At 40.6% G+C, this 12,536-nt stretch carries 9 protein-coding genes; 3 read left to right on the top strand and 6 right to left on the bottom strand.

All coding sequences use genetic code 11. The features are described from left to right. Window positions 1-16 precede the first annotated feature (16 nt). From C2869_RS12315 to C2869_RS12290, 6 genes are all read right to left on the bottom strand, one after another. Window positions 17-844, bottom strand: coding sequence for a sulfotransferase family protein (locus tag C2869_RS12315; RefSeq protein WP_108603220.1), 828 nt, complete (start codon window positions 842-844; stop codon window positions 17-19). A 457-nt stretch (window positions 845-1,301) separates the two neighbouring features. Then, window positions 1,302-1,928, bottom strand: a complete 627-nt coding sequence (locus tag C2869_RS12310) for a phage tail protein (protein WP_108603219.1) — start codon at window positions 1,926-1,928, stop codon at window positions 1,302-1,304. Window positions 1,929-1,981: 53 nt separating this feature from the next. After that, the gene (locus C2869_RS12305; protein ID WP_108603218.1) at window positions 1,982-2,614 is read right to left on the bottom strand and encodes a phage tail protein; all 633 of its coding nucleotides are present in this window, start codon (window positions 2,612-2,614) and stop codon (window positions 1,982-1,984) included. A gap of 58 nt (window positions 2,615-2,672) precedes the next feature. After that, on the bottom strand, window positions 2,673-3,608 hold the full coding sequence (locus C2869_RS12300; protein WP_159084149.1) for a hypothetical protein: 936 nt from the start codon (window positions 3,606-3,608) through the stop codon (window positions 2,673-2,675). Between the two features lie 2 nt (window positions 3,609-3,610). After that, a complete protein-coding gene (locus tag C2869_RS12295; RefSeq protein ID WP_108603216.1) occupies window positions 3,611-4,912 on the bottom strand; it encodes an SAM-dependent methyltransferase in 1,302 nt (433 codons plus the stop codon). A 129-nt stretch (window positions 4,913-5,041) separates the two neighbouring features. Continuing rightward, window positions 5,042-5,422 (bottom strand): GNAT family N-acetyltransferase, encoded by a 381-nt coding sequence (locus C2869_RS12290; RefSeq protein WP_159084148.1) that lies wholly within the window; start codon window positions 5,420-5,422, stop codon window positions 5,042-5,044. 537 nt (window positions 5,423-5,959) lie between these two features. On the opposite strand from C2869_RS12290, the gene C2869_RS12285 reads away from it, so the two are divergent. The 3 genes from C2869_RS12285 to C2869_RS12275 are packed head-to-tail and all read left to right on the top strand — an operon-like array spanning window position 5,960 to window position 12,509. After that, a complete protein-coding gene (locus C2869_RS12285; RefSeq protein ID WP_108603214.1) occupies window positions 5,960-6,367 on the top strand; it encodes a hypothetical protein in 408 nt (135 codons plus the stop codon). Between the two features lies 1 nt (window position 6,368). Then, window positions 6,369-8,006: a tail fiber domain-containing protein gene (locus tag C2869_RS22675; protein WP_199915561.1), complete on the top strand. Its 1,638-nt coding sequence runs from the start codon at window positions 6,369-6,371 to the stop codon at window positions 8,004-8,006. Between the two features lie 21 nt (window positions 8,007-8,027). After that, window positions 8,028-12,509, top strand: coding sequence for an Ig-like domain-containing protein (locus tag C2869_RS12275; protein WP_108603213.1), 4,482 nt, complete (start codon window positions 8,028-8,030; stop codon window positions 12,507-12,509). The last annotated feature ends 27 nt before the right edge of the window (window positions 12,510-12,536 follow it).

The following is a 12,536-nucleotide window of genomic DNA, read 5'->3' as shown; positions in this document are numbered from 1 at the left end:
TATTTGGCTTAATCGGCTAATTATTTTTTGGTGCTAGTATGCTAGCGGCGCTGCCAGCTGGATCTAACCAAAAAGCCATATCACTGTATTTTTTAAATAAATCGGGAGGCAACACACTGCGTCGCGGTTTAAATTCCACTTTGCTTGCCACCGTATGTAAGCCCTTAACGCCAAGTTGTGAATCAAATTCACCTTCTTCATACTCAACGTTATTAAAGTCATGGGTGTATAAATCGACACCTAAAAACTGATAAATTAACTCAAGTGATTTAGCTGGATGCTGAGTCATTAAATCATAGTCGACTAACAACAATTTTTCCGAGAATTCACCGTAAAAAGCTTCTTTTAAAGCAGACCAAGCCGAGCCAAATGCACCCGCGCCAGCCATAATGGCTTCACAACGACTGTAAACCGTTTGCCGAGTCTGTGGTGTGTACATTCGACTGTAATCAAAGGGGTTTTTGCGATAAATAACTTCAAAACTATCGGCAACCCAAGCAGGGTTTCGTACACAGCAAATCACTTTGAAATCATCAAACAATTCAACTAGCTGATGCAAACGAGCTGTCCAAAGGCGATTAGTATCAAAAACAATTGATTTGTCTTCTTGGTCAACGTAATAAGAGTTAAAAATAGATTGGCATAAATGCTGCCGCTTAGGTTGGTCAAAAAAAGTATAAAACTCCCCACCAGCACCGACTTGTTCTAAACAAGAATGGATAATCGGTAAAACAGGACTAGATATGCTGGCATGCATGCGAGGATTTTGGCGTAAAATGGCAGCCAATAAAGTAGAGCCGGAACGAGGTAATCCGGATATAAAATGAAATTGACGACTAAGCATGTAATTCCTTAACCAATAACTTTGTTCCTTAGCTATTGGTTTATGCTAAATATTTTCTATTAATATCAGTGTAATAGCTTAGCGTACAATCACCTTAAGTAAATGCTGAACCTCCTCTTTTTATATAATTTTTAATCATTAAGACCTTAGGAAACCCCCAATTTATATCATTATGTGTCAAATCACTTATTAAGCGAAACTTGATATTTCAAAACACAATAAATATTAAGTCATCACATATTTCAATTTTTTGTTTAAAACCATTATCTGTTCCAAAAGGGAATTGAGCTGCTGTAACAACCCGCTCCATCCCAGTAGTCACATTTTTAAAGCGATTGAAATAATATATTGGGGAAAAAACACGGGATAGTTACAGGGAACTGCAATAACCAAGTTTAAGCATTATCCCTTGTAACTATTTGTATCTGTAACCCTCCCCCCAAAAAACGCAGTCGAATTAGCTCCGCGGCGGATAAACTCCGACATTGGCTATACAATGATTAAGTGCTAATGTCGGCTGCATCAAACTAAATGGCTGACCCGCTCCATTTGCGTTAATCGTTACTGAACCACTAGGTTTACCAGAGACTGACACGCCACCCAGTTGTACGAGTGAACCGGATGAAGGATTGGAGTTATAAATTTGCTCTGGCTTATCAGGCCCCCCTGCTGGTGGTAAAGTAGTCGCTAAATAAGCACCGTCACTAGGACTAGCATTGTCTCCATCATCCGTTGTTGCTGTCATGGCAAAACTCACTCCTGTGCTCACTCCTGAGAATGTAGCATCATGGCTATGCGTGGCCATTTCTAACACTGTCATGGTATGTCTTTCTGCACCAGCGACTTGTCCAATTCGCCAATCATAAAGGCTGCCAGGGTGACGCCCGTACGACATAGGGACACGCCCACGTAAATCAGGTAACGCAAATGTTACTCGCCCATCTCCGCCATAATTAGTACCAAGTAATGAAAACAACGTAGAATGTTGGCTAATTGACAATAACGCGCCATTACACTTAAACCAACCTCTGGGATTAAAATTAAAACCCATTAGGGTCACTTGTCCAATAAATGGATCTGCCATTGTTAAAATCCTCTATTTAATTTTATTGTTTACGATAACGTCTAAATCAGCTGTTAGTTCCGTGAAGGATATAAGCCTTTTTGTGCAATGCTAAAGTTCATTACCAAAGCGCTTTGTAAAAGCGAAAAAGCTTGGTTTGAACCATTATTCCCAACTGTTACATTCCCATTTACCATGGCTGAGAAGGTTTCTGATCCCCCTAGCTCAACTAAAGTATTACTTGCAGGAGTGCCACTGTAGTAAATTTGTTCTGCTTTATCAGGCCCTCCGCCAGGCGGATTGGCTGTTGCGAGTGTGCAACCCGTGGTTGGTATTGCTGAATTTCCCGCTTCCGTCGTCGCTTTTATATGTCCTTGCCAATCACCTATTCCGCCTGAATATGTTGCAAGGTGGGAATGCTCAGGCATTTCGCTATCTGACAAGGTGTGAGTTTCAGCGCCATGGCGGTCTCCCATGTTCCAATCAAAAGTGCTCACGGGATTTAAACCTTGACTAACATTTAACGTTCCACGTAAATCAGGCAAGCCGTAAGTTGTGCGACCATCCCCGCCATAGGCATTACCGAGTAACGAAAACAAAGCTTGATTGGCGGATATTTGCAATAACTGTCCTTTACACGGCGCCCAATTTTCCGGCGCAAAGGTAAAGCCATAAAGCTCAACCTGACCAATAAAAGGTTCTGCCATAAAGGTATCTCCCTTAGATATAACGGCTCATGCCGCTGTAGTTGCTGTTAACAGGCATTTACGTAAACGTCATACCTGCATGGATTTGAAACCGTTCGACAAAAGCAGCTGCGCTAAATATGCCATCTGAATTAGCAATAACATCGAGCCGCAACGCGCCATCTAACACGGCGACAATTAACCCATTAGCCCCACCGCTATAACAAATCGTACCGGGGCGGACACCATAAGTGGGTAAATCAACCAGTGTTGCCTGCAACAAACTCAATGGTGTTTGTCCAAGCTGTATGACGCAGCCATTAAAAACTGGATTTCCGGCTCTAGCCATGTCAACCACTCGTTTACCCTTCATTTTGGCAAAATTAACTCTTAGCATTTGCTCATCAGGGGCTGGGAATTTTTGCTCCGTACTCAAAGATACAAAATTAGTCGCTAGCTTCCCTGCGCTAACGCTTTGTTGAAGAAAATAATCAAGGCACTTAGCCGCTGCATTTGATGCTTTGTTCTCCACTCGCGAATAGGTATCCAATGGTGCTAAGTCGTAATCTTGCTGGGCGACAATGGAAAATTCATCTTTGCAGGTAACATGTTGAATGGTCGCCTGCCCTTTCGTTTCTCCCTGTCGCAGTTGCCAATATAGCGGCACCATTCCTGCGTAATATCTAGGATCGGTTAGCAATAAATTAAAATATCCAAATTCGGTCGCCTGTTGCAGTACCTCAGGTACATCGCCACTAAAACCCATAGCCACAATGGCATCGCACTGCCACTGGTTAAGCTGATCGACTACATAGTGTTCTTGGCCAAATTGTAATTTTGCATACGGGATCTGTTGTTGAATTAAGCTATGCGCAAACTGGTTTAACACAGGGTCGTTTTGACTAGGCAATACCACACCCGCCAACTGGCCTTTTTGTGTTAATAAATTAAGACTTGGCAATGCAACTGTTGGCTGAGCAACAAATAAAGCGACCTTAATCGGTATACGGCTCACTGCTATTCCTTAACCACATGTGTAGCCATAAACCCTGGTAAACCATTCATTCGATAAAAAAATTGCAAGGTTTCACCACTTTTGACTAGTAAATCACCTGGCCTTGAGTCATTTGGAGTAAAATTAACACAGACTTGTTGATCAGGAAGAGGATGGGTGATCCCTGAGTCATATTCTCTTATCCATTCCTGATCAAATACTCTAACCTCAGAACACATCAGCAGTACCCGTTCTGAACTATCGCCAGCCAGTTCTGGAATCGTCACTTTGCCAAATTTTATTAGCGTATTGAATTGGTCAATATCTACCAGCTCGCAATGAGATAATGTATGGCGATTGATTCGAGCGACCTCTCCCAAAGCTATACGCTCGGCGATAATTTTCGAGTCTCGCTTATCATTCGATACTTGTTCAGCATCTTGCCATTGCGCAATGTATTCACGGTTGGGGTCATTAAGCGCGGCGTTAATAATAACCTCTTCTGGCAATAATATGCCGCTAGGCTGCAGTAAACCTGCAAAGTGCTTAGCAATAGTAAATTGACCTTCTCGACTAAAGCCGTGCTGCATCGCCTCAAGCACAACAATGTCAACTTTTTCGTTTTTCGGTTGATACGTTAACGCGTCAATACATAAAATTTGTTTGATAAATTTATTAACGCCAAACTTAACGGCAACTGTTTCGAGCGTTTGTACTGCCCCAGGTTGCACATCAATTAAGGTGACACTTAACTGTTGTGGTGTATACATTTCCCGTTGAAGGTAATAACTTAATAAAGGCAATACTAGTGGCGCAAAAGGACCACAGGCAGGGTAAACTAAATGAATAGCTTCCTGTTGTTTTTTAGCTAAAGACTTAATGGCCTGATCAATAGCTCTAATGTAAGCGCGGACTCTGAGGTCATCAAGTTGGGTAGTGATGCAATTATCAGGCGACAGTATTAAACCACTTTCAGCAATATACTGGTGTTTACGCAAGGCTGGCGCTAAATCAATCTCGTGGTATATCGCTTTCTGCTGATGAAATAACTGGCTAAGTTTGTCATGTAATACTGTTCGGTCAAGCTGGGTACAATTGAGAATTTCGTCAACGGCATCTAGGGCAGTTGAGCTTAACGTCGCTAATTGAGTCGATGTATCAGACTGGACCATTGAGCCTGAAGCATTTTTTTGTTTGGTTGGTGTCAACTGCTCTCTCAGCAATTGATTTAACATGCCCGCACGCAATGAACCAGCTAATAAATCTTCATCTCTATCTAAAACCACTGCTGGTTTTGGTTCTAAATTAGCTGCATTTTGCGACATAGCAATCCCGTATTCCTGATTACATCTACACTGGCGTATTGATGTATTAATTACGTTTGTGATTGAAATGTAATTTAAACCAAGTATAAAAACGCAACACGGTGAAAACGCTTAATTTACTGGGGAGACTTATTGAGGTTGTTGCCATTGCATTAAATAGTGTTGTTGTTCACTCCTTACACACGCAAACCCATGTTTTAGATAATAATGATGTGCAGGATTAGTCATATGAACATAAAGTGTTATGTCTGCTTCCAACTTGGTGGCTTGTTGTTTTAATTGCTGAATAAAGTAACTGCCAATCCCTCTATTACGCCACTCTCTTTGCAGCGTAATGTCAAACAAATGTAACTGCTTGCTTACTGAGTTAAAGTCGGTATAAAGCCGCCCAATTGCTCGACCATCAAAACAAATTATATTGCGGCTTGCAGCAGGGTAAGTTTTATTAAAATACTTTTGTTGTAATGCAAATTGCTGACGTAAAAATACCTGCTTTTCTTTGGTACTCATAGAGACGTGAAGCATCTCATAATCTCTGGAGGTACAATACAGGTCACGCAAAAATCGACGATGAGATTTCTCTTCAGGCTTAAGTGTTAAATTAGCGCACATTAAAATAGGCAAAAGTGATTAAATAATTTACGCAATGTAATGCCTATCAATAAGAAAAAATTGGGGAAAACGACTTTTATAGTCTTCTCGCTCAGGTCTTATGGTTCATTGTCAGCGCTTACTCTCGACTTTGGCTCCTGCGTCGTCCTACTACCTAAGTCCCTTTAGGCAACCCCAATCACATAATAAAGCATATGCTCATGGGGATTCGAAGCTTGACGGCTTCCCCTAAAACCTGATCGCTTTGACTATAAATTCTTATTACATTTTTCAAATAAACACTTTTTTAAAAGTCAACAACAGGATAACAAATTGAAAAATAAGCAAAAAAAAATTGAACTACTCGTCATTTAACCTTAATCTAAATGTCGCCTAAATTATCGACTATACTCAATAGTCTAAACCTATATTCCGCTGGAAAATGGAATCGTCGCCATGACCACAATAATCAAATTTGCTAAGTATGCTTTCATCTGCATGCTTTGCTTTAGCTGTTCTGTCTTCGCTATTGAGATAACAGGAGGCAGCAATCACATTCAAATAAGTAATCTTCCGCAATTTGTCGACCATGTGCTGTTACGTGGTGATAACAATAATACGCTTATAAAAAGTAAAACTGGCAGTTTTTCTGCTAGCACCCCTTTTAAAGATGGCTATTACACTTATCAAGTTGTGGTGCAAAAGCCAATCGACTTTTCAAAACTATCTGCCGATCAATTAAATAACGGCAGAGATGCTGATACTCGACAAGCAATGACGGCGCTAGTTGTCGAGAAAAGTGGAACATTCCTCGTAAAAGACGGTTTAGTTCTTGACGCTAAACTTGCAGAGAAGGCGAGATAAGATGCAATTGAAATCAAACAAATTACTGAAAGCGAGTGGCGTCGCTTTCTTGCTTACATCAAATATTGTGTTAGCCGATCAACAGATTAATGATGATTTAGTTGTAAAAGGTAGCCAATGTGTGGGGGTTGATTGTTCATTAGGCGAAAATTTTAATTTTGATACGATACGTTTAAAGGAAAACAATCTTCGTATTAGATTTACAGACACCAGTGCTTCTTCGGGGTTCCCTACTCGTGATTGGGAAATAACAGCAAACGAATCGGCCAATGGTGGGAAAAACCAATTTTATATTCAAAATATTGATGGTGGTACCAGCCCATTTATTATTCAAGACGGTGCATTAAATAATGGATTAGTTATAAGCACACTTGGACGAGTTGGAATTAATACCGATACGCCACAAGTCAATTTACATATGCTTACAGGTAACTCGCCAACTGTGCGTTTAGAGCAAGACCAAAGTAATGGATTTACCGCACAAGCTTGGGATGTATCAGGTAACGAAACAAATTTCTTCATCCGTGATGTCACCAATAATGGTTTACTGCCATTAAGAATTAGAGCTGGTGCTCCTAATGCTTCAATTTATGTTGCGGCTGATGGTGATATTGGCTTTGAAACAACAAGCCCAGATGGTTTACTTGATATTGCTCACCCATCGGATATTAATAATCATGCAATTTTGGTTTCGCCATTAGGTTACTTAGGGGTAAATATTGATAACAGTTACCTTCCGCGCGGCTTATTCGATGTCCAAACTACCGGGGGGGTATCTCGGTTATTAGCTACGACCGACGGTAAAGTCGGGATCAATATGGGCACAACTGATACGCCTGATGGTATATTTGAAGTACAAGATGGCTCAGGAAATAGCGAATTCATCGTCGATAACTCTGGCAATGTAGGTATCAGTACTAGCTCTCCTGCAGGGCCATTTGAAATTAAAGACGCCGCAGGTACAAATAGTTACCTTCTCGTTAATAGTAGCGGTAATGTCACCATTGCCAATGATTTAACCGTAAGCGGGACATTAAATGCTTCGGTTAACATTGACGGTTTCTCAACTCTATCTAGCAGTAGTGTTGTCACCTCTGGCGCGTTAACTGTAACCAACGATTTAACGGTTAACGGTAGTTTAAATGCAACATTAACTGGTTTTACTTCGTTGTCAGCTTCCACCGTTGCTGTAACCGGTGGCTTAACAACGGGGGGTAACGTAAACGTAACCGGCACTATCGACGCCTCAGGTAAAATAACATCTGCCGATGACGTTTGTGGTCAGTATGGCTGTTTGGGCGATGTACTCTCAAGTAAAGCGCTAAAAGATGAAATTGCATCGGTGGACGTGTTTGATGTGCTAGAGAAAGTAAGTAACCTGTATCTATCACGTTGGACATACAAAAAAGACAGTGACTATATTCAACATATAGGGCCTTACGCGGAAGATTTTCATGCCGCTTTTGGGTTAAATGGTGATAAGTCAGACAGAATAGCAGTCGTAGATGCTTCAGGTGTCGCCTTTGCTTCCATACAAGCACTCAACTCAAAACTTAAGCAAAAAGACCAAGAAATTGCTGAGTTAAGAGCAGAGTTAGCAGAAATTAAGCAATTTATTAGCGAACTTAAATCTAAATAGCTAGATAAGGATTGATGCGTCATGAACCGTTATCTAGTTACAAGCCAAATTAAACTCGCTAAGGCGCTAGGTTTACCTAAGTTATTGGCAGGCCTATCATTAATATTAACTTTTGGTTTGGCCGCGACTCCACCGACAGTAAGCGACGTTAGCGGCTTAAATGCAGGTGTTTATAATAGCCAAGATACGCTAGACATAGCTGTTAGCTTTTCATCTGATATTAGTCACCTTGTGCTGCCTGATAATGGCGTACCTATGTTGGTCTTAGCGCTAGATTCTGGCAATGCCTATGCGCAATATGTGAATCATGACGGTCGAACCATTAATTTCCGCTATACCCCAAGTTTTACTAACTTCGACAGCAACGGTATCAGTATTATTGGCTTTGATGGCTTGCTCTTTAGCAATAATGACGAATTACCTGTTAAGCCCATATTAAGCGAGCCCTTACAGTTTAACGATGTTGTCATTCAACACAGTAATGTTGCTGAGTTACCGGCTCCCCAAGTTTATTTACCCGGCGACACGCTTGATTTTAAATTGCGTTGGGGCGGTGTTACAAGCATAAGCGTACAATCTGGAACGCCTCAACTGGTTGTTGATATTGCTGGCAGTGAAAAAACATTAAACGGTTTAGCAAACAATAGTGGCGAACTGGTTTTTACCTATCCGGTAACATCCCAAGACGCTAACCTTGCCGAATTAGTCGTTAAACAATTACATGTCAATGATGCCGTTATTATTGGCACACTGAATTCAACTTTGGATCATAAGGGTGGCTCTTACGTATTACCCATCACTAATGCTAACTTTACCTATTCTGGTTTATATGCTGCTAACCGCCCTATTCAAGTTGGTGTGTCTGATGCCCCTGAAATTATCAGAATAAACACAGAGCAAAAAGAAAACTTACAAGCCGGTGACAAAGTGCAATTCACAGCAAGGTTTTCTGGTTACGTCAATGTAACTAACTCACCCAGTTTGCAAATAGAAATTAATGGGCAAATTGTTAACGCAAGCTATGTAAGTGGTACTGGCACAACTGATTTAGTATTTGAATACGAATTACAATCCGCTTTAAACACCACGCAAGATATTAAATATTTAGCTTTGCTTGAAAACGACGGCTCATTGACCAATACGTCTGGCACCAGTATTAATTTATCACTTGATAATTTAAACACTACAACAGGTAACATTCAATTGGTCACGCTTGCCAGTAATGCACCTGATTTAATCAATTCCAGTTTTAGCATAGACATAAGCCTAGCTGTCGCTGATGATAACTTCTCAACCGATCAGCTCATCATTACCAACGGTGAAATAAGTCAATTAAACGGCGATGGCACACAATATTCAGCTATGGTCACCCCGTTAACAGATGGCCAAGTTGTGATTTCGGCAGTTAATGTTAGTAGCGCAAGTAGTGACAGTAATCAATTTGAAATTACCCGCCAATATGACGGTACTGCCCCTAAATTTGCTACCAGCCAACCCGCGCAAAATGAACAAACATTTTCAGCACTTGATTCTTTAATCACGTTACAATTTGATGAAGCTGTCAAACTCAATAATGAATTAGCCGATGCTTTAGTGGTTAGTGACAATCAACAGCAAGTTTTAGCGCTTGCTAATATTGAAGTCAATAACCAACAAATTCAAGCTACACTGGCCGATAAATTAATACCTAGTGGTCAATATAAAATCACCTTTAACGAGCAAGCTATTACTGATTTAGCGGGTAACTTGGTCAGTCAATTACCCGATAATATCTCGTTTACAACCGAGAATATCGCACCGGTTTCAGCCAACGACCAATTCCAGCTACTAGAAGATCAGGCGCTATTATTAAATGTATTAGCCAACGACTCTGATGCTGAGGATTATCTTGATCAGCAGCAAGTCACTATTGTAGGTTCGCCTAACCAAGGTGTTGTTCAAGTTGATAGCAAAACTGGACATGTTTGGTATGCCCCCAGCAGTCAATTTTCAGGCAATGATTCATTTAGCTATACAGTGAGTGATCAGCAAGGCAAGGTATCTAATATTGCCACTGTTGATTTACAAGTTGATGCCGTTAATGACCCGCCTCGTCTAAACATGGTGACACGGATTGACATAATTGCAGGTAGTACCATTAACCAACCCATAACTGTGATAGATCCTGAGCAAGATGCAATTAGCATGAGCTTAGCCAGTGAGTTTGCTTGGCTAACTATCAAGGATAATGCCCTAACTGGACAAGTGCCAGCTACTGCAGTTGGGGAAATAACAGTTCCTATTAGTTTGTTTGACGGCAACGCGACTATTGTTGAATCTGTGGTGTTAAATGTAACTAGCCCGGATCCGTTAGCTGAATTTATATCAATAAACTGGCTTGAAAATATTGGATTTGTTAACCAACCTATTGCCTTAACCATTCAATCAATAAACACAAATTACCCAATTAAAACACTCACCTTAACGTTTGACGGTGAATTTGATTTTATCAGCAGTGGAAAAAACTGTTTAAACACTGCGGCCAATCAAGTGAGTTGTGCAATAACCTCTGGACAAGAAATAGACAGTGGCGTCACCTTGTTACCAACAAAAACAGGTCAGATCCAAGTCGCTATTTCTGCTAATCACCATGGTGATGGTTCCACAGTAAGTGATAGTTCCCCTATTTATAAAAGCGTAAGCATTACCGAAAAATTAATAGAAACGGCCACCACCCAGTTCAACACTTCAGTTAATCTTTCGCATATATTAAATATCGATGTGCTGCCCAATTCGCCAGGATTGGAAACCATTTTGGCATCGTCCGCTGGAGAGAACATTAAAATAGTTTCGTTAGAGCAGCAATCCTTGTTGGCGACAATTAACGATACTGGAGATACAGTGCAAACGGCAACAATTGATGTTAATCAAGACGCTTTGCTCGACATTTTAGTGGTCAACAAGCAATTTGCATTGTCTGCACTGTACCTTAATAATGGTGATGGCACATTTGCGTTCCACAGCCATTTACCCAATGCCATACAAGCGAAAGTCATTGATACAAATCAAGATGACCTGTTAGATATCGTGCTTCTTAACCAAGATGGTATCAAGGTATACGCTCAACAACAGCAAAGTTATGTTGATGTTTGGCAATTGAATCAAGACATGCAAATTCATTATTTTGATATTGCCGATGTCAATGGTGATCAGGTTGTTGACTTGGTTGTCGCAACGCCAACCCAAGTAGAAGTATTGTTGGATCTACCTTCGCAAATTATTCAAAACCAAGTCAAAACTGCAAGTTCCGCTTTAACCTTTACGCTAAATGCCAATGCTGAACTGGTTAATCTTGTCGATTTAGACAACAACGGCACTCATGAAATTCTTGTTGCCAATAAATATCCCCATTTAGCGCCATCCGAACACGCATTAGATATTTATCAATATGTATCGGATAGCAACCAATTTGAACGAGCCGTTAGCATAGGTAAAGATAAGCTAGCTGGGGTGTTTGCTGAACAAATCGACAACCAATATGGTCTTGATATTACCGCACTAACCGTTTCAGGAACCGTGCAAACGTTTGTTGCCGATGAAGCAATTGCCAATAACGGTCAATTTAGCTTCACCCAAACCCCTGAGCTATTACAACAATCCAGTAAAATCTATGCGTTAGCCGATACTAATGCCGACGCCATGGCCGATTTAGTCAGTTATGACGTAGTTAATAACCAACTGGATTTATACACCACCCAAGGCCAAGGTTTGTTTAGTCAGCCACTAAGCCAAATAGATATTGCCTTGAGCAGCTCTCAAAACAATCTCGTATTGCCAAATACGGGAGCAGCTCAACAGTTAGTATTGACCGCCCTAAATAATGGTGACAGTCCAGCAATGAACGCCAAGTTGGTCTTTTCTTTACCGCAAGGTGTTGATATTAGTAATAACATTAACTGCCAAAAAACAACGACAGGTAATGCGAGTTGTACGCTGGGTAAAATAGCGGTTGGGCAAAGTGCCAGTGTTAATTTAACGTTAAGCAATATGCTTGTTTCCGAAACTGTACTGACCTCATCTATTTTTGCCAACGGCCAAGACACTGCACCGCAGAATAATCAGCTTTCGACAACATTAACCCTTAATCATGCGCCCATTGCCGCAAATGATACATTTAGTTTTGTCGCTAAAAACAATGTCAGTCTTGATGTATTAAGTAATGATACTGATCAGGACAGTGACGCTTTAAAAATATCTACCGCTAGCAGTGATATTGGTACTGTAACTGTTAGTAGTAATAATCAAATTAACCTCTCTTTAGCGCCTGATTATTTAGGAAAAATCATCGTCAACTACACTATTGAAGATCCGCATGGTTTAACTGCAAATGCACAAGCCACAGTCGATATTTCAGCCAAACCCAGCAAGAGCAGCAGTGGTGGATCTTTATCGTTATGGGTTCTGTTATTGATGATGTTTAGATTTATTATACTTTTACCTAATCAAAACCACGCTCGAAAATAACAACAATTTATTTGTAATATTTAGGAT

Origin of the sequence: Saccharobesus litoralis, assembly GCF_003063625.1 — a bacterium.
GTDB lineage: Bacteria > Pseudomonadota > Gammaproteobacteria > Enterobacterales > Alteromonadaceae > Saccharobesus > Saccharobesus litoralis.
Note: the sequence above shows the minus strand (reverse complement) of the source record. Positions and strands in the feature narration are given on the sequence as shown.

Bases quoted from the DNA above. Each gene is read 5' to 3' on its own strand.
- C2869_RS12315 (WP_108603220.1), bottom strand. From the start codon at position 844: ATGCTTAGTCGTCAATTTCATTTTATATCCGGATTACCTCGTTCCGGC.
- C2869_RS12310 (WP_108603219.1), bottom strand. From the start codon at position 1,928: ATGGCAGATCCATTTATTGGACAAGTGACCCTAATGGGTTTTAATTTT.
- C2869_RS12305 (WP_108603218.1), bottom strand. From the start codon at position 2,614: ATGGCAGAACCTTTTATTGGTCAGGTTGAGCTTTATGGCTTTACCTTT.
- C2869_RS12295 (WP_108603216.1), bottom strand. From the start codon at position 4,912: ATGTCGCAAAATGCAGCTAATTTAGAACCAAAACCAGCAGTGGTTTTA.
- C2869_RS12290 (WP_159084148.1), bottom strand. From the start codon at position 5,422: ATGAGTACCAAAGAAAAGCAGGTATTTTTACGTCAGCAATTTGCATTA.
- C2869_RS12285 (WP_108603214.1), top strand. From the start codon at position 5,960: ATGACCACAATAATCAAATTTGCTAAGTATGCTTTCATCTGCATGCTT.
- C2869_RS22675 (WP_199915561.1), top strand. From the start codon at position 6,369: ATGCAATTGAAATCAAACAAATTACTGAAAGCGAGTGGCGTCGCTTTC.
- C2869_RS12275 (WP_108603213.1), top strand. From the start codon at position 8,028: ATGAACCGTTATCTAGTTACAAGCCAAATTAAACTCGCTAAGGCGCTA.